General features: G+C 32.4%; 15 protein-coding genes, 1 tRNA gene and 3 rRNA genes. All 19 read left to right on the plus strand.

Translation table 4 applies throughout. The annotated features are described in order from the left end of the window. Positions 1-14 precede the first annotated feature (14 nt). The 19 genes from cypl (at position 15) to H3143_RS01145 (ending at position 23,017) form a co-directional block, all read left to right on the plus strand. A complete protein-coding gene (gene cypl / locus H3143_RS01055) occupies positions 15-1,115 on the plus strand; it encodes an ABC transporter thiamine pyrophosphate-binding lipoprotein p37/Cypl (protein ID WP_182078984.1) in 1,101 nt (366 codons plus the stop codon). After that, positions 1,115-1,864, plus strand: a complete 750-nt coding sequence (locus tag H3143_RS01060; RefSeq protein WP_182078985.1) for an ATP-binding cassette domain-containing protein — start codon at positions 1,115-1,117, stop codon at positions 1,862-1,864. The genes cypl and H3143_RS01060 overlap by 1 nt, the downstream gene beginning before the upstream one ends. 52 nt (positions 1,865-1,916) lie before the next feature. Further along, positions 1,917-3,452, plus strand: coding sequence for an ABC transporter permease (locus H3143_RS01065; RefSeq protein ID WP_228444804.1), 1,536 nt, complete (start codon positions 1,917-1,919; stop codon positions 3,450-3,452). A gap of 148 nt (positions 3,453-3,600) precedes the next feature. Beyond that, on the plus strand, positions 3,601-5,025 hold the full coding sequence (gene proS, locus H3143_RS01070; RefSeq protein ID WP_182078987.1) for a proline--tRNA ligase: 1,425 nt from the start codon (positions 3,601-3,603) through the stop codon (positions 5,023-5,025). 297 nt (positions 5,026-5,322) lie between these two features. After that, entirely contained in the window at positions 5,323-5,649 is a 327-nt protein-coding gene (locus H3143_RS01075; protein ID WP_182078988.1) for an MG284/MPN403 family protein, read from the plus strand. Then, on the plus strand, positions 5,649-6,731 hold the full coding sequence (locus H3143_RS01080; RefSeq protein ID WP_182078989.1) for a DUF5443 family protein: 1,083 nt from the start codon (positions 5,649-5,651) through the stop codon (positions 6,729-6,731). The genes H3143_RS01075 and H3143_RS01080 overlap by 1 nt, the downstream gene beginning before the upstream one ends. After that, positions 6,731-7,330 carry a DUF5452 family protein gene (locus H3143_RS01085; RefSeq protein ID WP_182078990.1) on the plus strand — a complete coding sequence of 200 codons (600 nt, stop codon included), beginning with the start codon at positions 6,731-6,733 and terminating at the stop codon, positions 7,328-7,330. Before H3143_RS01080 ends, H3143_RS01085 begins: the two co-directional genes overlap by 1 nt. 42 nt (positions 7,331-7,372) lie before the next feature. Then, positions 7,373-7,606: a phosphopantetheine-binding protein gene (locus H3143_RS01090; RefSeq protein ID WP_182078991.1), complete on the plus strand. Its 234-nt coding sequence runs from the start codon at positions 7,373-7,375 to the stop codon at positions 7,604-7,606. Positions 7,607-7,610: 4 nt separating this feature from the next. Further along, a tRNA-Trp gene (locus H3143_RS01095) sits at positions 7,611-7,685 on the plus strand. 190 nt (positions 7,686-7,875) lie between these two features. Beyond that, positions 7,876-9,060, plus strand: a complete 1,185-nt coding sequence (gene tuf, locus H3143_RS01100; RefSeq protein ID WP_182078992.1) for an elongation factor Tu — start codon at positions 7,876-7,878, stop codon at positions 9,058-9,060. An 88-nt stretch (positions 9,061-9,148) separates the two neighbouring features. Next, positions 9,149-10,024, plus strand: coding sequence for a DegV family protein (locus H3143_RS01105; protein ID WP_228444805.1), 876 nt, complete (start codon positions 9,149-9,151; stop codon positions 10,022-10,024). Between the two features lie 2 nt (positions 10,025-10,026). Further along, the gene (gene ytpR, locus H3143_RS01110; RefSeq protein WP_182078993.1) at positions 10,027-10,662 is read left to right on the plus strand and encodes a YtpR family tRNA-binding protein; all 636 of its coding nucleotides are present in this window, start codon (positions 10,027-10,029) and stop codon (positions 10,660-10,662) included. Continuing rightward, complete coding sequence (locus tag H3143_RS01115; protein WP_182078994.1) at positions 10,646-12,394, plus strand: MATE family efflux transporter; 1,749 nt, start codon at positions 10,646-10,648, stop codon at positions 12,392-12,394. The genes ytpR and H3143_RS01115 overlap by 17 nt, the downstream gene beginning before the upstream one ends. Positions 12,395-12,512: 118 nt before the next feature. After that, positions 12,513-14,029: ribosomal RNA gene (locus H3143_RS01120) — 16S ribosomal RNA — on the plus strand. 673 nt (positions 14,030-14,702) lie between these two features. Then, positions 14,703-17,613, plus strand: a 23S ribosomal RNA gene (locus tag H3143_RS01125). Between the two features lie 70 nt (positions 17,614-17,683). Next, a 5S ribosomal RNA gene (gene rrf / locus H3143_RS01130) occupies positions 17,684-17,788 on the plus strand. Together the 16S, 23S and 5S rRNA genes form the textbook arrangement of a ribosomal RNA operon. Positions 17,789-18,074: 286 nt before the next feature. Further along, complete coding sequence (locus H3143_RS01135) at positions 18,075-19,550, plus strand: hypothetical protein (RefSeq protein ID WP_182078995.1); 1,476 nt, start codon at positions 18,075-18,077, stop codon at positions 19,548-19,550. Between the two features lie 125 nt (positions 19,551-19,675). Then, on the plus strand, positions 19,676-19,936 hold the full coding sequence (locus H3143_RS01140) for a hypothetical protein (RefSeq protein WP_182078996.1): 261 nt from the start codon (positions 19,676-19,678) through the stop codon (positions 19,934-19,936). A gap of 3 nt (positions 19,937-19,939) precedes the next feature. Further along, positions 19,940-23,017, plus strand: coding sequence for a DNA polymerase III subunit alpha (locus H3143_RS01145; RefSeq protein ID WP_182078997.1), 3,078 nt, complete (start codon positions 19,940-19,942; stop codon positions 23,015-23,017).

A 23,017-nucleotide genomic window follows, 5' to 3' on the forward strand; every position in this document is an offset into this window, starting at 1 on the left:
AAAGGAGTTTTTTTATGTCTAAAATGATTAAAAAATTGTTTTTAATCACAAGTTCTTTCTTATTATCTTCAACTTTTGTTGCATCTTGTACAAAGCCTAATGATGCAAATGATCAAGGAATGTTACAACTAAAAGTTGATTTAAAAATTGATCATGATGCAAATGCAGTCATTGATAATTATTTAAAAAATTTAAGTCAAGTTGTTACTCAAAAATTAGGTAAGCCAGTTTCGATTACATCTACTTTCGCATCAGATGGTAATACTAGTATTGACCGTGTAAAAGCTAATTTAACTGATCTTGCTTTTGTTTCTTCATCAGCAATTAAAACTAATGATGATGGTTATGTTCCAAAAATTCAAACACTAACTAGAAGTTTTAAATTTGATGATTCACCTGATTTTTATGAAGCAGGAACACTTGATAAGAGAGCTGAAGAGATCAGTAAAATATTTAATGAGATTCCTTATCGTAATTGGACTGATGAAAACAGAATGTGAGATGGTAACAAATACGAATTCTTCTATGGCCCAGAAAATGATTTAATCAGTTTTTACCGTGGAATGATCTTAATTGGTGGTGATGAAGAAACATTAACTAAGATTAAAGAAGCATGAATGCAAAAGAACTGAAATGCGTTCTCTAGCTATGGAATTGGTGGAGGTAGAATGTCTTCTAATGGTCGATACATTTATCCACTAAACCTATTGAAGAAGCATTTCGGCGATAAAGATTTAACTATCCCTAATTACCAATCAGTAAGAGGAAGAGAAATTGGTACTAACCCTAATGTTCACATTGTGTTTGATGACATGAATTCATTTGCATGAACACAAAATAAAAACGCAAACGTACCAAACTACACATTCAATCCTAAAGACGACAATACTAAAGTTGAGATCTTAAGCTTAACCGATCCAGCTTTATATGACATCGGTGTGTTTAACAAACGATTACCAGAAGATGTTATGAATGCAGTAAGTGAAGGGGTGGTTGAATTAGCACAAAGAAACCAAGACCCATACGGACCAACTGTTGGTTATAACGGTTATCGTGTAATCAAGAATGTAAACAACGAAGTTTACCAATTTATCAACAAAGCAACTGTTAATTAATGAATTACACAAATCACATTAAATTTTCTGATGTTTCACTCAGACACAAAAGGTATAAAGGCTTTAGTGTTGACCATATTAATTTTGAATTGAAAGATTCAGAGATTTTAATGTTGATTGGAAAATCTGGATCTGGAAAAACAACATTATTAAATTCAATAACGGATAAAAGAATAGTATCAAATGGTGAAATCATTTTTAATGATCAAAATCTACCTTCCTTAAATAAACATAAAATTAGACAAATTGCCAAATACATCGGTTTTTTAGACCAAATTCCTAATCTGATCCTTGATGATTATGTTTTCGAAAATATCATTAGAAGTATTAGAAAACCTTGATACTATAGGTTGTTGAATATCACGCCGGTTTCAACCTTAAATAAAGTTGAAGAAGTTTTAAAAACTTTAGACTTATCGGACCATGTGAATAAATTGATTCAGAATCTTTCAGGAGGACAAAAACAAAGAGTAGATATTGCAAAGATCTTCTTTCAAAAACCAAAACTACTATTAATTGATGAGCCTACTACTGGTTTAGATTATTTGAACTCAGAAATCGTAATTAGAGAGATCAAAAAATTATCTGAGCAATTTAAAGCGCCAGTAATAATCTCAATTCACGATCTTGACATAGTTAAGAAATTCGCTGATAAGATCCTAATTATCCAAAATAATAAACCTATTCTAATAAACAATTCAGCTGATCTTAACATTGACGAGATTAGAAAAAAATATGAAACAGAATAATTTTTTTCGTTTTTTAAAAATAAACAAATTTACCGTATTTTTTACGGTTTTTTTGTTATTATGTATCATTTCTGCTGTTGTTATTAAACTAGGAATAAATGTTCATGGAATAGAAATTTTTAAAAGTAATTTTATTAATTTTTTTGATCAATCATCAGTTAATAAATCAGCGTTACTAACCAAGTCTTTTGAGTTCCTATGAATAACAATAAAATTCACCACAACTGGAACCTTTATTGGTTTTATTCTAGGGTTCTTATTGGGTTATTTATCTTCATTAAGAATTACCAATAACTTCACGGCCATTCTAGTCAAATTAGGAATAATATTTTTTAGATCATTTCCTGTAGTTATTTTTGTTAACTTATTTAACACTTCATTTAATTCTGATTTATCAGCGATAATTATTATTTCTTGATTTTCGATGTTATGAAGTGCTAAATATATTGCTGACTATATTGAGAACAGTAAAGTCGAACAATTTAAGAAATTTGTTAATCGATCACAAAATCACCTTAGTTCTTTTATCAATAATATCTTCATCGATATTAAATCAAAAATATTAGTTTTATTTGCTTACTCACTAGAATCAAATTTTAGATGAACAACAATTTTATCTGCAGTTGGTTTAATTGGAATTGGTCAATTGATTAACGATCCAATTTCAATAAATAATGATTTCGCATCAACATTAATTCCTCTAATAGTTTTGATGGCTTTTTTATTGATTAATGAAGGAGCCTTATACTTATTTGAAACTTATTTAGTGGCAAGAAAATCTTACCCCAAAACTAAGAACCTTAACAAGTTATTAACGATCAAAAAATATCTTATTTATTTCATCTTTATTGCTATTGCTGGTTTTAGTTTATACTCGATTCTATCAAGTAGCTTAAAAGTTAATAATTTGTTAATTTTTACAGACTTTTTTCAACGTTTGTTTGATTTCAATAAGTCTTTTTTTGCAACAAAAACTTTTAATGAAAATCCACTTTTAATCATCATACTTTTAACGTTGCAAGCTATTCTAATTTTGGGAATAGTTTTTATCTTCAGTTTGTTGTTTGCAACATTATGTTCGAATTTACTAAACAGATACGTTTCGTTATTTTTCAAAGCCTTATTTTTGATTATAAGAACAGTTCCATTAATAATTGTTTTTAGGTTGTTTAACCCATTATTTAATTCTGGTATCTCCACAATCGTTTTTATTGGCTCGCTTTATTTTTCAACCTCAATGGCTAAGAAAATTTATGTACTAATTAATTCGATAAACTGAGCAGTTGTAACGAGTTTAAAAAACAAACTTTATACGGATTGAGAGATTCTAAGACTTTATATCATTCCTTCAATCAGAAAAGACTTAGTTACTGTCTATCAATTAGAATTCGAATCAATTCTTAGAACAATAATTACTTTAGGTGCGTATGGAACATCAGTAATTGGTCAATTAATAGATATCTACATTTTTAGAGGAAGTATTGAAAACCTGGGAAGCTATATAATTAGTGTTATGGTGTATTTCCAACTAATAGATTTGTTATCGATAATGGTTAGATATAAAAAATTTTTTTATACTAATAAGTAGTATAATGAAGAACAAAAAAGAAAAAGACGAAGTGTCAAATTACAAAAGGAATAAGATGATTATTGCAGGTGCAATAATTTTTATCATTTTGGTAATAATCATTCTTTCAATTCTTTCTGTCACAGTTTTTCAAAGAAGATAACAAAATATGGCTTTTAAAAAAAATCTAGCATCTTCTAAAGATGACAATATTTCAGACTGATATACTGAAGTAATTAGTAAAGGAAATTTAATCCATTACTCAAACATCAAAGGCTTTATGTCATTTCTTCCTAATGGTTGAAAGATTTGACAGTTAATCAAACAAGAGCTAACTAAAGAGTTTGATCAACGTGATATTTTAGAACTTTGTTTACCATCATTAATAAGTCAGAACGATTTTTTGCTAGAAAAAAAACACCTAGAAGGATTCGCGCCTGAACTTTTTATTGTTACTAAGACAAGTAATGAAAATGAAAAGTATATTTTAAAACCAACTTCAGAAATTGCTTTTTGTAATTTGTGACGCGAAACTTTAAGAAATTACCGTCAATTACCAATAAAACACAATCAATGGACTAGTGTTTTTAGAGTAGAAAAAAACACTCGTCCTTTTCTTAGAAATAGTGAATTCTTTTGACATGAAATTCACAGTTGTTTTGAAACAGAAGAACAATCTAATGAGTTTGCTGTAGATATTTGAAAACTATATCAAAGATTTATTAAAGATGTTTTATGTATTCCTTTAGTAGCTGGTGAAAAAACTGATGTCGAAAAATTCGCTGGAGCTAAAACAACTTATACTGTTGAAACAATTATGCCAGATGGTCAAGCACTACAAAGTGCAACATCTCATAATTTGTCACAAAACTTTTCTAAAGCTTTTGATATCAGATACCAAACTAAAAACAACGATTATCAAAATGTTTTTAGTATGTCTGCAGGAATGTCGACTAGAATCATTGGAGCAATCATCATGACTCACGGTGATGATGATGGTTTAGTTTTTCCAACAAGAGTTGCACCTTATCATATTTCGCTGAATTGTATTTTTGATGATAGCAATCAAGAATTGAATGTTAAATTAAAAGAATTAGCGAATAAATACTCTAATAAATACCGTGTTCATTTAAATCTTAATAAGGATTCTACTGGTGAAATTATTAAGAATTCTCAACTACGTGGTGATTGTTGTGTTCTATTAATGGGACCTAACGATTTAAAGAAAAATGAAATCGTTTTTATCGATCGTATTTCAAAACAAAAGCAATTTATTAATCTTGATCATTTAGAGCAAAAACTAGAAGAATTATTTAGTACTTTTGATCAAAAACTATATCAAAAAGCTCAATCTGTTTTTGAAACAAAAGTTGATTCTGCTAAAACATTTGAAGAGTTTGAACAAAAAATTGCCTCTGGTAAATTTGTCAGAGTTTTTTATTGTAACGAAGAGGCTTACGAAAAACAAATAAAAGAAAAAACTGGAGCATCATCTAGATGTATTATTAGATACTTAGATGAGCAAAGCCAAGAACAATGTTTTATTTCTAATAAAAAAGCAAAAGTGGAAATCTATTTTGCGCGTTCTTACTAAAATTTTTAATTAAATATTTGCTTTTGCATATTATTATATTTTTCTATAGTTATTGATAAAAAATCAACCCAACTTATTTAATCTTTAAATAGGGTTCATTTGATAATAAATAACTTAGAAATAACGCATAATTATCGGTTATAGTTAGGTTAGATAACATAAATATATATAAATATATTTAACGTTATCTGTGGTATTTTTTCACAAAAGTGATGAAGTAAAAAAGCTAAAAAATTTTTCCTACTTTTGTTAAAAAAAATCATATCTTAAATAGACGACTTAACAGGAGTGATTTTTATGAACAGAAAAATAATCAATGATGCCAAAAAATACTTAGAAAGATATGACTTCTATAGAAAACGTATCGAAAATAGAAATATCATCAAGAGTGTTTTTAATCATGATTTAAGCGGTGATAATCAATCTGATATGCAATCATACATCGATCTAATGGATGCGACACTAAAAAGGCTTAAAAAGGACGAGAAAGATATTTTAATTGACGTTTTCTTAAAAAGAAAGCACCGAAATGAGTTCAATTATAGTCAAGCTAGTTTTTATCGATTGTTAAATAAAGCATGTTGTAGCTTGTTCTACTCTTTAGGAGTTTATATCCAACATTAATGTTGATCAATTATGAGATTGATAGTAATAACAATTCTAAACCAATTGTTATTAACAAAGAAGGATGATGGTGAAGATTAAATCCTTTGAGGAATAAAGATGGGAGTATTGTTGTTGATAAAAACGGGAATCCGATTTATTTCAGAGCATTATTAAGTTTTCAAAACACTTGATCAGATCAAAATAATCTTAATCTGTATTTTGAGATCCTATTTGAAAACAACTCAGTTTTACCTCCTAATACAATTCAAAGCAATGTATTCATTGCTGGTAATGTTTATCCTTCGGTTTTTACTGAAATAACTAATGAAGACACTGGAGATTATCAAAAAGCACAGATCAAAGTTAGCATTCCATTGGAAAAAATAACAAAAGAAAAATTTGAAGATGGAATTGATCTTCCTGTGGTAATCGACCTATATTTACAAAACGATATTTTACAAGGGATTAGAGACTCTCTAGAATCTAATGCACTAAGGTTATTACTTGAGAATCTTAAAGATTCCAGGTTAACAACCAAAATTAAATTAAATAACTATATCTTTTTTCGTGACAGGATGGGTAATCGCGATATTGATGTCGATTACGAAAATCAAGAAAAGAAAGCCATAAGTTGATATCAACCCAATTACAGTTTTTTAAGTGACTTAGATCAAATCAAAGACCTTTTAACAATTAATGTGGATGCGGTAGTTACTGTTTTTAAATCGAGAATTGTCTTTGATTATTCGACAAATGTGAATGGGACTACAAAATCGTTAGTAATAGAAAACAAGAATCAAACTACTTATCCACCTAATACCGATATCAAGCTTTCGCTTGCTAGTAATTATATTTACGACACCAATAAGGATCAGATTATTAACCGGGGAATTAATAATCACTATTTCTTCTTGCCAAAAGGTGGAGAAGGAACATACTCAACACAGATCAGCTTGTTAATAAATAAAGTTAAATATGATATTGAATCAGCCAATTCATTTGGCTACTATGCTTGGTTAGATGATCAAAGCAGACTTGATTTTATTGATATCTTACCTAAAGTTATCAAATCAATAGGATCGTATTCTTTTGTAGAATAATGAATCGAATTTATAAGAAGATCACAATTGGTTTACTTTCATCTTTTTTATTTTTTGGAACAATAGGTTTAGCGGTTGCTACCTATTTTTCTAGTACAAAAACAACCAAAAAAGATGACAAGAATCTAGACGATAAATCGTTTAATAATCCTAAAGCCGATTTACAAAGCGATTTATTACCAAGTCTTAAAAAATATCCTTTAGAATACCAAGTTGATTCTAGTAAGTATTATTACTATTACGTGTCGATATATCAATACCTATATAAAACAAGCGAATTAGATAATTTAATCAATTATCGCGATTATTTATACCAAAACAATAACGACCGCCCCTTTAGTGGGTTTGATCTTAATCTGTTTAAAAGAAACATTAAGAAATGGATCTATCAAGCAATAAGATCAACCCAAATGTTTCGAAACAATAATGATGACATCTTTATTGATGTTGACTATTACATTGAAAACCCTAGTCGTTCAATCAGCATTAATGTTGTTTGATCGTTTAAAAAGCCTAAAACATATCAAAACAAAACTATTAAATATTGAGATCAATTCGTATTAAAAGTAAGAGATAAAGTTCTAGTCAATAACGAATAATTACTAATTTAATTTTTTAATTGATATACTAATAAGGCATTTATGGACATTTTAAACGTCATCAATAATATTGCCAAGAAAAAAAAGATGGCAGTAACGATCAATGATTCAAATATCAATAAAAGCTATAAAGAATTAGGAATTGATTCTTTAGATCTATTTGACATTATTGTTGATTTGGAAGCAGAATTTAATATCGAGTTTGCAGATGAAAAGTTGATGAAAATAAAAACTATAAATGATCTAATACTTTATATTAAAGAGCTAAAACAATAGCCCTAGGGGTGTAGTTCAATGGTAGAACATCGGTCTTCAAAATCGAGTGTTGTGGGTTCGAGTCCTGTCACCCCTGCCATTAATTGATAAATTACATTTAAAAAAGACGCAACTAATGCGTCTTTTTTAAAATTATTAGAACTTTTTATTAAAAAAAGGTTTTTAATAATATAATATATTAGCAATTAGTTATATGTTACATATAACGCCAGAAGAATACGGTGCAAAACCGTTTCACTTTACAATTTTTAAGGAGAAATATTTAAAAAATGGCAAAAGAAAGGTTCGACCGTAGTAAACCTCACGTTAATATTGGAACAATCGGTCATATTGACCACGGAAAAACTACATTAACTGCAGCAATTTGTACCGTTTTAGCAAAAGCTGGTACATCTGAAGCTAAGAAATATGATGAAATTGACGCAGCTCCAGAAGAAAAAGCTCGTGGTATTACAATTAACACTGCTCACGTAGAATACGCTACTCAAGATCGTCACTATGCTCACGTAGACTGTCCTGGTCACGCCGACTATGTTAAAAACATGATTACAGGTGCTGCTCAAATGGACGGTGGTATCTTAGTTGTATCTGCAACTGATGGTCCAATGCCTCAAACTCGTGAACACATCCTATTAGCTAGACAAGTTGGTGTTCCTAAGATGGTTGTATTCTTAAACAAATGTGATGTAGCTGATGACCCAGAAATGCAAGAATTAGTTGAAATGGAAGTTAGAGACCTTCTTAAATCTTACGGATTTGATGGTGATAACACTCCAGTAATCAGAGGTTCTGCTTTAGGTGCACTTAATGGTGAAGCTGCGTGAGAAGAAAAAATTCACGAATTAATGAAAGCAGTAGATGAATACATCCCGACTCCTGATCGTGAAGTTGATAAACCATTCTTATTACCAATCGAAGATACTATGACAATTACTGGTCGTGGTACTGTAGTAACTGGTAGAGTTGAACGTGGTCAACTTAAAGTTGGTGAAGAAGTAGAAATCGTTGGTATTACTGACACTAGAAAAGTAGTAGTAACTGGTATCGAAATGTTCAGAAAAGAATTAGATTCAGCTATGGCTGGTGATAACGCTGGTATCTTACTTCGTGGTGTTGACCGTAAGGATGTACAACGTGGTCAAGTTTTAGCTAAACCTGGTTCAATTACTCCACACAAGAAATTCAGAGCTGAAATTTATGCACTTAAGAAAGACGAAGGTGGTCGTCACACTGCTTTCTTAAATGGTTACAGACCTCAATTCTACTTCAGAACTACTGACGTAACTGGTTCAATCCAATTAAAAGAAGGAACTGAAATGGTTATGCCTGGTGATAACACAGAAATTATCGTTGAATTAATTTCTTCAATCGCTTGTGAAAAAGGTTCTAAGTTCTCTATCCGTGAAGGTGGTAGAACTGTAGGTGCTGGTACAGTTGTAGAAGTACTAGAATAGTCCTATTCAAATTTAAAAAAATTATAATAACTAAGGAACTCTGTTCCTTAGTTTTGTTTATAGAATATATTGTAAGGAAGTATTGATTTTGAAAAAAGTTGCATTTATCATCGATTCATCTGCTAATGTTTTAGCTGATGAATCAAGAGATATTTATTTAGTTCCACTAAATATCATCGAAACTCGTGATTCTGATGAAAAAGTTTATAACGCTAGTACTGGAATAGACTTAGAAACACTAGATGAAAGAATTAAAGGTGGTTCAAAATTTAAGACTTCACAATCATCTATTGGCTTATTGCACCAAACTGTGGAAGAGTTAACTAAAAAATACGATTACGTGATTGGGCTTCCGATTTCAGAAAAACTTTCAAGTAATTATGCAACTTGAAAGAGTTTAGAAACTGAATTCAAAGATAAATTCTTTGTATTTAATCTAGGTTCAGTTGAAGTTTGGATCACTTGATTCCTAGAATCAATTCGTGAATTCTTAAAAGAAAGAAACAACGAACTAGATCCAAAAGAATTAGAAACATTCATCACTAAGAAAAAGAAAAACTATGGTGGTGTTTTAGTTGTTTCAGATGTAAGCCAATTAATTGCTGGTGGTCGACTTAAAGGGTTTAAAGCAGTTTTTGTTAAAACCTTAAAACTTAAACTATTAATTAGTATGATGGCATCTAGTGGCGGTTTAGAATATTTTGATAAGACCAAAACAGATGCAGCAGCAAAAAAAGAAGTACTTAATTTCTTGGATAAAAAAGTTAATTTATTAAACAAAAAAATTAAACGAGCAGTTGTTATTACAACGATCTTAGATCCAAAAGAAAGAGAAAAAGTTGCTCAAGAATTTCAGTCATTACTAAAAGATAAAGTGACTATTGAACAAGCAATGTTTTCACCAGTTATTGCCATCCACACAGGTTTTTCAAACTATGCTTTCTTAGTTGAAATGGAAGATTAATCATGCAAGCGACTTTATATTATTCTTTAGAAAATCTACAAGATACGATGATTGGATATATCAAAGATCCAAGCATGATTACAAGTAAAAAAGAAATTGGTAAGGTCATTTATTTTTACGATCAAAATGATCAGATTGTAAGTTTTAATATTCCAAACGTTTCAAAAGATGAAAAGTTATTTTTAGCAATTAAAAATAATGGACTTGTCTTTTTAAATGAAGAATTAAAAAAACACTTACTTAGTGAATATCTAACGGAATTTGATAGTTTAGAATCACCATTTGTAATTGGTCAAGTAGTTCAAGTTAATCCGATTCCAAACACTCACCTAAACCATTGTTTAGTTGATATTGCAAAAGAAAAACCTTTATCAATCGTGTGTGGTGGTTCAAACGTTTCACAAGGGATCAAAGTTGTTGTTGTCAAAGTTGATGGTTTTATCAATACTGGTAAACACATCAAACGATCTGAACTATTTAACTTAGAATCAAGCGGAATGATCTGTTCAGAAAATGAACTTGGTTTAACTGATCTTAAAAATGATGATCGTAGAATTCTAGTACTGGATGATAATCTAATTGTTGGAAAAGAGTTTAATACTAATAATATCCAGCAAACCCATGCCCTTAAATACTAATAATGAAAAATTAACTACTAAAAATGCATTAAACGATCGGATTACCAAAAGATTTAATGATCGTAGGCTTTTTGTTGTTTTATTACGTTTCATTATTCCCTCAATCCTAGTTTCATTTTTTGCAGCACTATATATCTTTATCGATCAGATTATGATCGTAAAGTTTGTTCCAAGATCTGATCTAAATCCTGATTCGATCTTTGATAATAATTATTTCAATTTTGTTGATAGTAACGGTCAAAGTTGAACTTATCAAGATTATTTGACTGCTTCAAATAATCTAAAAATTCCTCCATTTAATATTAATGACTTAATTAGATCAGCGATCTCGATCTCTGCTCCGATTACAGTCATTATTAATGCTTTGACATTATTGATCACAATGGGGTTGGCTAATCAATTTTCCAAAGCACTTGGAAGAGGTGATGAAGAAAAGATCAAAGAAGTTTGAGCAACTGGTTTTATTACAAATGTAATTGTAAGTATTGCTACTTCAATGATTATTGTTGGTGTTGCTAAAACGTGATTAACCAGTTCAGCTAATGGTGCGATGAATCGACCATTAGAACCAATTGATCCTAATTCTAGAGATGGTTATATTGTAAGTATCTTTTTTGCAAGATTTAGACAACTACAAGTTGAAAATGCTAGTAATTATGTTTATATTCTTGCGGGATTATTTACGATTCAAACACTTAATCAGATGTACTTCTTATTAAATCAATCTGAAGGGCGTCAATTATTTATTTCGATCATTCCGCCATTAGCAAATCTAATTAATATCCTTTTTGATTATTTATTAATTAGATATACAAGTGCTGGGATAGCAGCAGCTGCTTATGCAACTGTAATTGGTTGATCGCTAAGTTGTTTAGCATATGTAATTTACAACATTATTTTGATTAAGAAAAAAGCGACCCATCTTGAATATCGTGAGATCTTTAAAAAAGGTCACTTTAATTGAAACTATTTATATTTAATTATCTTAATTGGGCTAGCTAGTTTTTTTAGAAACGCTTCGCTTTCAATTTCAAACGGAATTTTCCAAACTAATTTAGTCACTGTAACTGAAAAGATAAAACCAAATCTACCCCCAAATTATTACCAGTCTATTTTTGGTTCGGTCACGCCGATTAGCAATCTCATGTTGCAATCAGTTTGGGGTTTAATTCATGGTGGTAGATCGTTATGTGGTTATAAGTTCGGTCAACGTAACTTTAAAGACATTACCAAGATCTATTGGTATGTTCCATTAATTGCTTTTTCTTATTCAGCAATAGTTTATACATTATTTGGCTTTGGGTTAAATAATATCTTTTTAATCAATTTATTTAATATTCAAGGTGCTGATAATTTAGTTATTGCTAATCTTGTTTTAAGAATTACCTTAGTGCAATCAATCTTTATTGCGTTAAGTATGAATGCACAATTATTATTCCAATCAACCCAAAGAATTGGGATGGCTTGAATTGCTTCATTAATGCAAGGATTATTTACTTTTGCTCCAGTTTTCTTAACCATGTATAACTTAGCGATTGATACTAATAATATTTATTTATATATATGGATCCAACCAATCAATGCGATTCTAACTTGTATTGTTAATTGAATTATTTCAATTCCATTTGCTCATAAATATCGGGAGTTTGTTAGTAAACGTTTTGATATCGGTACGATGCTTGATAAATATTTAAATAAAAATAAGAACCCTAACATTTCATCAAAAAAATAATTTTTTACAAATAATCTGTTCAATTCAAAATATTGTGCTATAATTTTAAAGGCTATCTTTTCGAGACTAACGAATAGCTAGCTTGAAATGCTTCTTGAAAACTGAATAGAATCTGTCATTTTCTGAGAGTTTGATCCTGGCTCAGGATTAACGCTGGCGGCATGCCTAATACATGCAAGTCGATCGGATGTAGCAATACATTAGAGGCGAACGGGTGAGTAACACGTATCCAATCTGCCTTATAGTGGGGGATAACTAGTCGAAAGATTAGCTAATACCGCATAACAAGTTACCTATCGCATGAGAATAACTTTAAAGGAGCAACTGCTTCGCTATAAGATGAGGGTGCGGCATATCAGCTAGTTGGTGAGGGTAATGGCCCACCAAGGCGATGACGTGTAGTTATGCTGAGAGGTAGAATAACCACAATGGGACTGAGACACGGCCCATACTCCTACGGGAGGCAGCAGTAGGGAATTTTTCACAATGGACGAAAGTCTGATGGAGCAATGCCGCGTGAACGATGAAGGTCTTTTTAGATTGTAAAGTTCTTTTATTTGGGAAGAACAGTTAATAGAGTGGAAAGCTATTAATTTGACTGTACCATTTGAATAAGTAACGACTAACTATGTGCCAGCAGTCGCGGTAATACATAGGTTGCAAGCGTTATCCGGATTTATTGGGCGTAAAACAAGCGCAGGCGGATTAGAAAGTCTGGTGTTAAAAGCAATTGCTTAACGATTGTATGCATTGGAAACTTCTAGTCTAGAGTTTGGTAGAGAGTCCTGGAACTCCATGTGGAGCGGTGAAATGCGTAGATATATGGAAGAACACCAGAGGCGAAGGCGAGGACTTGGGCCAATACTGACGCTTAGGCTTGAAAGTGTGGGGAGCAAATAGGATTAGATACCCTAGTAGTCCACACTGTAAACGATGGATGTTAAGTGTCGGAGCGAATACTTCGGTGCTGCAGTTAACACATTAAACATCCTGCCTGAGTAGTACATTCGCAAGAATGAAACTCAAACGGAATTGACGGGGACCCGCACAAGTGGTGGAGCATGTTGCTTAATTCGACGGTACACGAAAAACCTTACCTAGACTTGACATCTTGGGCGAAGCTATAGAAATATAGTGGAGGTTAACCCAATGACAGGTGGTGCATGGTTGTCGTCAGCTCGTGTCGTGAGATGTTGGGTTAAGTCCCGCAACGAGCGCAACCCTTATCGTTAGTTACTTTGTCTAACGAGACTGCCAACGTAAGTTGGAGGAAGGTGGGGATGACGTCAAATCATCATGCCCCTTATGTCTAGGGCTGCAAACGTGCTACAATGGCCAATACAAACAGTTGCAAATCCGTAAGGTGGAGCTAATCTGTAAAGTTGGTCTCAGTTCGGATTGAGGGCTGCAATTCGCCCTCATGAAGTCGGAATCACTAGTAATCGCGAATCAGCCATGTCGCGGTGAATACGTTCTCGGGTCTTGTACACACCGCCCGTCAAACTATGAGAGCTGGTAATATCTAAAACCGTGTTGCTAACCGCAAGGAAGCGCATGTCTAGGGTAGGGCCGGTGATTGGAGTTAAGTCGTAACAAGGTACCCCTACGAGAACGTGGGGGTGGATTACCTCCTTTCTATGGAGTATATTAATACACTAACACGATATACACCTGTTACATATAACGGTGAAACAATTAAAACCCAGCAAGACAAGTTAAACCCATTAAAGCAAATTTATAACTTAAAAATTGTTGGTCGGATTCTATTCAGTTCTCAAGCAGCATTTAAAAAAATGTTATTAATTTCTTTTAGGCTTTTAAAAATTAATAACACTTTAAGTGATTCTTTCAAAATCAGAGAAGAGTAGATTTCTTTGATGAGATAAACAAAAAATCATTGATGCATAAAAATGTAATCAATGATTTTTTTTATTACTTTTACCGTCGAATTGTTAAATTTTTTAATTTGGCTTCACGATTTAAAAATATTCTTTATACGAATAGTAGGGAGTAACTAGGTTGTTAAATTTGCTTTCTAGAACAAAAATAAAAATATAGTTTCCTCTGCAAGCATTATTATTTTCTAACTTAAGTTTTTTATTCTTGCTCGCCTAAAAAAATCTAATAAAAAAGATTTTTTATAAAAGTATTGTTAAAACTGATTTGTTGTGCTATAATCTATAAGGCTTATATAGCTACATTGTTCTTTGAAAACTGAATACGACAAATCTTTCTAGTCCGAAATTTGATTAAAGTATCAAATCAAATTTCAAATATAGATTCAATAAAAATAGCTAATGGATCAAATACATAAGTTACTAAGGGCTTATGGTGGATGCCTTGGCACTAGAAGGCGATGAAGGACGTGCAAACCTGCGAAATGCTACGGGGAGCTGGTTGGAAGCGATAATCCGTAGATGTCCGAATGGGGGAACCTGATTAATAGTGATATTAATTATTTAGATCTGAATACATAGGGTCTAAAAGCAATACGTTGTGAAGTGAAACATCTCAGTAGCAACAGGAAAAGAAATCGAAAGAGATTCCGTGTGTAGTGGCGAGCGAAAGCGGAACAGGCCAAACCAAGATTTATCTTGGGGTTATAGGACTGCAATGTGGACTTTGAACTGATAGGAGAAGTAGTTGAAAAGCTACGCGATAAAGGGTTATAGCCCCGTATCTTAAATTGGTTTGATACCTAGCAGGATCCTGAGTACATCGAGAAACGTTATCTTGATGGAAGTCGCCCAGACCATTGGGCAAGCCTAAATACTAACTAGTGACCGATAGCGTATAGTACCGTGAGGGAAAGGTGAAAAGAACCCAGGGATGGGAGTGAAATAGATTCTGAAACCATATGCCTACAACGTGTCAGAGCACATTAATGTGTGATGGCGTGCGTTTTGAAGTATGAGCCGGCGAGTTATGATAGCAAGCAGGTTAACCTTTAGAAGGGAAGCCAAAGCGAAAGCGAGTTTGAATAGAGCGAATTAAAGTGTTTGTTATTATAGACCCGAAACGGGTTGAGCTAGTCATGGGCAGGTTGAAGTTAGAGTAACATCTAATGGAGGACCGAACCGACTTTCGTTGAAACGACAGCGGATGACCTGTGACTAGGGGTGAAATTCCAATCGAAATCCGTGATAGCTGGTTCTCGTCGAAATAGTTTTAAGACTAGCGTAAGATCATGATCAACTGGAGGTAGAGCTACTGAATGTATGATGGCGCCGCCTTGGTGTACTGAATACAATTAAACTCCGAATGCCAATTGATTTATTCTTGCAGTCAGACAGTGGGGGATAAGCTTCATTGTCACAAGGGGAAGAGCCCAGATCATTAAATAAGGTCCCTAAAATATGCTAAGTGGAAAAGGTTGTTAAAATACTTAAACAGCAAGGATGTTGGCTTAGAAGCAGCCATCGTTTAAAGAGTGCGTAACAGCTCACTTGTCGAGTGTTTTTGCGCCGAAGATGTAACGGGGCTAAGCATATTACCGAATTTATGGATTATCATTCTTAGGAATGATAGTGGTAGACGAGCGTTGTATACGGGATGAAGTCAAACCGTGAGGATTGGTGGACTGTATACAAGTGAGAATGCCGGTGTAAGTAACGCTTGAGAGTGAGAATCTCTCAAACCGATTGACTAAGGTTTCCTGGACGAGGGTCGTCCTTCCAGGGTTAGTCTGGACCTAAGGCGAGGCAGAAATGCGTAGTCGATGGAAGAACAGGTTAATATTCCTGTACAAACAAATAGCTGATGGAGTGACGGAGAAGGTTAATGCATCCCCATTATCGGATTTGGGGTTAAATAAGAAGTCTTAAGGGTTGGCAAATCCGCCCTTTTTAAGGACAACTTATGAATACGAGTGAACGCTTTGCAAGTAGCGAAGATGCATACATCACGCTTCCAAGAAAAACTTCTAGGGTTAACTATTTGTTTCCAGTACCGAGAACGAACACACGTGGTCAAGGAGAAGATCCTAAGGTTAGCGAGTGAACTATAGCTAAGGAACTCTGCAAATTCATCCCGTAAGTTCGCAAGAAGGGATGCTCAATGTAACAGTTGAGCCGCAGTGAAGAACGAGGGGGGACTGTTTAACTAAAACACAGCTCTATGCTAAATCGCAAGATGATGTATATGGGGTGACACCTGCCCAGTGCTGGAAGGTTAAAGAAGGGTGTTAGAGCAATCAAAGCTCCCGACTGAAGCCCCAGTGAACGGCGGCCGTAACTATAACGGTCCTAAGGTAGCGAAATTCCTTGTCGGGTAAATTCCGTCCCGCTTGAATGGTGTAACCATCTCTTGACTGTCTCGGCTATAGACTCGGTGAAATCCAGGTACGGGTGAAGACACCCGTTAGGCGCAACGGGACGGAAAGACCCCATGAAGCTTTACTGTAACTTAATATTGGGCAGAGTTTAGACATATAGAGAATAGGTGGGAGACTTTGAAGCAACTTCGCTAGGAGTTGTGGAGTCACCAGTGGAATACCACCTTTGTTTAAATTCTTCTCTAACTAGTTGCTGTTATCCAGCAATAGGACAGTGTTAGGCGGGCAGTTTGACTGGGGCGGTCGCCTCCCAAAAGGTAACGGAGGCGTGCAAAGGTACCCTCAGCACGGTTGGAAATCGTGTTAAGAGTGTAATGGTATAAGGGTGCTTGACTGTGAGACTAACAGGTCGAACAGGTAAGAAATTAGGTCATAGTGATCCGGTGGTTCAGTATGGAATGGCCATCGCTCAACGGATAAAAGCTACTCTGGGGATAACAGGCTGATACTGCCCAAGAGTTCACATCGACGGCAGTGTTTGGCACCTCGATGTCGACTCATCTCATCCTCGAGCTGAAGCAGGTTCGAAGGGTTCGGCTGTTCGCCGATTAAAGAGATACGTGAGTTGGGTTCAAACCGTCGCGAGACAGGTTGGTCCCTATCTATTGTGCCCGCAGGAAGATTGAAAAGATTTACTCTTAGTACGAGAGGACCGGAGTGAAGACACCTCTTGTGCTCCAGTTGTAGTGCCAACTGCACCGCTGGGTAGCAACGTGTCGAACGGATAAACGCTGAAAGCATCTAAGTGTGAAACCGACTTTAAGAATAATCTTCCCTTCCAGCAATGGAGTAAGAATCGTTGTAGACTACGACGTTGATAGGCTAAATGTGTAAGTGCCGCGAGGTATTTAGCTGATTAGTACTAATAATTCGAGGACTTAGATTTGATCAAAAAACATTAGTTGTTTTTTATCTAAAAATGATTTGTTGTATTTAGTTTTTCAAAGAACAGTGTGTGTGATATCGATATCGTGATGGAAACACCTGGTCCCATTCCGAACCCAGAAGTTAAGCATCATGGAGCCGAAGGTAGCGCAAGCAAGAATAGGAAAATATCACGCAAAAACTAAAACAACACCATTAAGTTGGTGTCGTTTTTTTATTTTTAGTTTAATCTTTTAAATTATATAAATATTATTTAAGCTAAATAAAAGTTAAATTGTTATAATAGTTTAGCTTAACTATTGAGATTTAGATTCTTCTTATTTTTAAGAGTCTAAAGAACAACCGGTTTGCCCAGTTTGGGAATAATTTAATGATCGTAATGATCATGAAATTATTAGTTGCAAATTACTGGTTTTTATTAAACATTAAATTTACATTTAAAAATATCAAGGAATAACGATAATGAAAAAATATTTCAAAATCATTAATGTTACCAGGAGACAACTTGCCCTCTTTCTAATTTATCTGGCAACTTTATTATTTGCAAGTGCTGGAATTATTACGGTTATGACTTATGGGATTGCTTATCCTGGAGGCAATAACTTCGTAATTTATAATCAAGACTTTTTTAAAACTTCATTAATTTTACCGTTAGTGTTTTTTGTTGTTTTTGCAATTAGTGGATTGGCAATCTTACTAACAGGTAAAGAAACTTATAAGTTTGATCACAAACTTGTTTATCAAACTTATAAGTTTAAATCAGTTCTTACTTTAATTGAAATCATCCAAGCAATTGCATGAGCATTCTTCTTGGGAATTTTAATTGTTTATTTTTATCCGATTAATAAAAGTTTAAGCCAAGTTTATCAAGATCAAGTGGCTAATGTAAACTTCGCTAAAGATAATATTAAATCTGATCTAATCTCATTTATTCAGATTAAAAACAACTTCTTTGCTGATTTAAAATTATCTATTTTAAATTATGCAGCTACACTTCCTTACTTCTTTAATAAGGATTCATTTGCTTTCTGAAACATCATTTACTTTGCTTTATATATTGCTTTATTCATCCCTTATTTAAAGCTAAATTTATTTAAGAAACATCAACGCTACTTAGCTTTAGTTCCTTTTGCAAGTTTATTCTTAAACTTAAAAGCATTCAATAACTTTAATCAACAAGATGAATTAATCATTCCTAATGAAACTGGATTAAAATGATACCAAAAGATCTTATTATCTAATAAGATTGCTTTCAGAATCAAATTAACTGGAACAGTTATTTATTTATCATTCTTCTATCTAATTGGTGTGTTAATCTTTGCGATTTATGCAGCATTCTCAATCATTAAAGACGGTCCAGGATACACACTTGTAGAATCAACTACTTATCAAAATGCTTACTCAATTGATTTCTTAACTAACGTTACATCTGAAGTAGTTTTATTAAGAATTCTAAGATCAGTAAGCTCACACATCATGATGATTACTTTCATCGTATTTACTATGGGGATCATCTTAGATGATAATCCTTATGTGTTTTCAAAAACAATTAGAAAATCTAAACTAAGATTATCATTAACTTTAATCGCAATTGAAATTGCTCAATGAGCATTCTTAATCTTAGTTTATCTCTTCTATAGCAGAAATGGTGCTTTAATTATTGGTCGAGAAGAACCAATGGCTGCATTTGGAATCATTACCACTTCAATTAAATCTGATCAAACCGGAATCATCTATTCAGCTAGAGATACATTTATTACAACAAATCTATTCTTTGTCGCTTTATACATGAGCTGATTCTTGATCTATGCAAAAGCAGGAATGTTTTCTAAAAAAACACGTCTATTAATGTATCTTCCTTTTGCAACATTATTCTTTGTTAATAAACACGTACTTAATACCAATCAAAAAGAACAGATCAATATTAACGTGAATTAATTAGCTAATTCCAATACTTAAGAACATTACTTCGTAATGAAGGTATTAATAAATATTAGGCTTAATAAGTTTTAAAAATATATTTGTTATAATTTTATTGAAATATAAAACCTGCGAGGCTATTGATGGATTCTAATAATAAAAAAAGTAAAACTATCCGTTTTAATACATCTTCTAAAGATCTAGAGAAGTTCGAACGTGTTAAGTTAGAAGACACCAAAGTTTTTAACATGGAAGAAAAGCTTCTTAAGATTGAATTAGAAGAAAAGATAATTAATCTAACTGCTGAATTAGAAAATTCAACGGATAAGCAAGCTCGCAAAGAACTTAAACAAGAGATCAAAGAATTACAAAAACGATTAGCTAAATTGAATGAACAAAAATAATCGATGTTTGTCAATTTAAATACTCGATCTTACTATTCTTTATTAAGCACTAATTTAAGTATTAGTGAGATTATTGATTTTGCGATCAAGAATAATCAAACTCATGTTTGCTTAACTGATTTAAATGTTTTATACGGAGCAGTTGAGTTTTATAATTTAGCCAAGAAAAATCATCTAATCCCCATCATCGGATTAGAGATTTTTCACGATAGCACCAATTCTGAACTTGTTTTAATTGCTAAGAACAATTCTGGTTATCTTAAGTTGATTAAGATAAGTAGTTTTGCTTCTAGTAATATCGAGTTTGATCTATTTGAATATTTAGATGAGAATCTTTTTGTCATCGTTAAATCGGGCAATTTTAAATGGGATCATGTTAATTGTCTTAGAAAAGATGAGTTAGCTTTTAACTTTGTTAATTGTTATGATTTAGATAAAAAAGTTGGTCTAAATGTGATCAATGCTGTTAGCATGAAACAAGCTGGCAAGCGATCTAAGTTTGGAATTAACGAGTTATATGATTCACAACTGGTAGATGCTAGTCCGTTTTTAACTACAGAGTTAGCTAACAAACAGTTTTCAAAAAAACAACTTGATAAATTGAATGATTTAGTTAATCAATGTTCAGATTGAAATCTGGATGAATTAACTAAAAATTCAATTATTAAATATAACACCCCTAAAGGGTTTGATAGTAATCAATATTTAGTTGAATTGTGTCAAAGTAGATTCAATCAATTATTAAGTCAAAGATTGGTTAGAACTAATGATGCAAAACGATTAAATTATGAACTAGAGATCATTAAAAAACTTAATTTTAGTGATTACTTCTTATTTGTTTATGATTTTATTAATCATGCAAAACAACAAGGGATTGTAATTGGTCCTGGTAGAGGTTCGGCTGCTGGTTCATTTGTTTCTTATTTATTAAATATCACTACGATTAATCCGATTACTTATGGATTAATCTTTGAACGTTTTTTGAATCCTCAAAGAAAAAGTATGCCTGATATCGATGTTGATATCATGGATTCAAGACGTGAAGAAGTTGTTGATTACTTATTTAATAAGTACTCTAAAGACAATGTTGCTCACATTATTACGTTTCAAAGAATTAAGGTTAAAAATGCGATCAGAGATGTTTGTCGTGTTTTAGATTTAAAAACTAGTGAAACAGATGAAGTAATTAAATTTGTTTCATATGATGAGATTGCAGATTGAGATAAAAACCAAAATGCAACAGCACTTAAAAAAGTGCTTAATTGTAATGAATGTGATCTAGAACAAAAACGATGTAAACGTTCTGGGGCTGTTAGTTGTCATGTCATTAGTAAAATTTTTGATCTAGCTCAAACAATCTTTAACATTCCAAGACAAACCGGTTTACATGCTGCTGGTGTTGTTTGTGGAAATGATGAATTAAGCCTAACGATTCCAATTCAATATTTAAACAATCGTTCGGTTTCACAATTTTCAATGGAATACCTCGAACAATTTGGTTTGATGAAGATCGATTTATTGGGCTTAAAAACTTTAACAATCATCGATGAGATTAATAGTTTAGTGAAACTAAACTATGATCGTGATTTTGATGTTAATAATATTCCATTAAATAATAAGAACACCTTTAACTTATTAAAAAGAGGTTATACCAAAGGGGTTTTCCAATTAGAGTCATTGGGAATGCAAAATGTTCTTAAGAAAGTTTTGCCAGAATCGATTGAAGATATCTCAATTATCTCTGCATTGTATCGACCAGGTCCTCAAGATAATATTGATGAATACGTAAAAAGAAGATTTTCAAACACTGATTTTGATTATTTAAGTGAAGATTTGGTTGAAATCCTAAAACCAACGCACGGAATCATCATTTATCAAGAACAAGTGATTAACACCGCAATGGTGGTGGCTAACTTTGATGCTGCACAAGCTGATTCATTCCGTAGAGCAATTTCTAAAAAAGATGAAGCTTTATTATTAAAAGACAAGAATGCTTTTATTGAACAAGCAATTAAAAATCGTTATTCAGAAAAAAAAGCATTAGAAATCTTCGAATATTTACATAAGTTTGCTGATTATGGTTTTAACCATTCTCACTCATTATCTTATGCATTTTTAGCTTATCAGATGGCATATCTGAAAGCTAACTATCCTAAAGAATTTTATTTAATCTTATTAAAGAACAACATTGATTCTAAAACCAAACTTGCAGATTATTTCATTGAAATCATCGAACGCAATATTGGAGTGATGAAACCAAATATCAATCTGTCAGATTGATCATTTAGTTTAAGTTCTGATAACGAGAAGATCGTATTAGGTTTTAATATGATTAATGGTCTGGGTAATGAAAATGCTCACAAAATTGTTCAAGCAAGAAACAATCAACAATTTGATAGTTACATTGATTGTTTAATTAATTTAGCTAAAAACGGAATCACTAAAAGTTTATTCGAAAAGTTAATAAATGCCGGTGCTTTTGATCAATTTAGATTAGAGTTATCTAAAAAAGCGATGAGCGCTTTAGCTAAATCATATTTCGATCAAAACCTTGGTTTTAAAAACGATGACGATCTAATTTCGAATGACGAGAAAAAAGCACTTGTTCAATCTAGTTTATTGTTTTTAAGTAAAGAACAGCCTGAACTATTTTTAAATCTTTCTAAAGATGAGATGATTGCTGAAAACGAATTAGCAGATTCGTTATTAAAGGTTTCATTTGAAGCAATCAAAAAGAAGGTTTATAAACCTAATATCTTTAAAAAAGAGATTGCTTTTTTAGAAAAGAAAATTAAAGATTTAAAAACAGTTAAGCAATTAAAGGGCGCACTAGAAAAAGAAGTGTGCAGTATCTTAGTACAAATTAGAAAAGTTGAACTAAAAAATAGAATCTGAAGATTCACGATCTTTGATGGTGCATACGAAATTAATGCAAAAGTTAGGGATAAAAAGTTGAGTGATTATCTAACTAACTTCATTGATCAAGAAACAAAATTAATTGTTCGTTTAGAACATGATCTATATCGAGGGTATGATTCTTACACAATTTTAGATATAGTAGATATATTCAAAACTAATTAG

The organism is Mycoplasma tullyi (genome assembly GCF_014068355.1).
GTDB classification, from domain to species: Bacteria; Bacillota_I; Bacilli_A; order Mycoplasmatales; family Mycoplasmoidaceae; genus Mycoplasmoides; species Mycoplasmoides tullyi.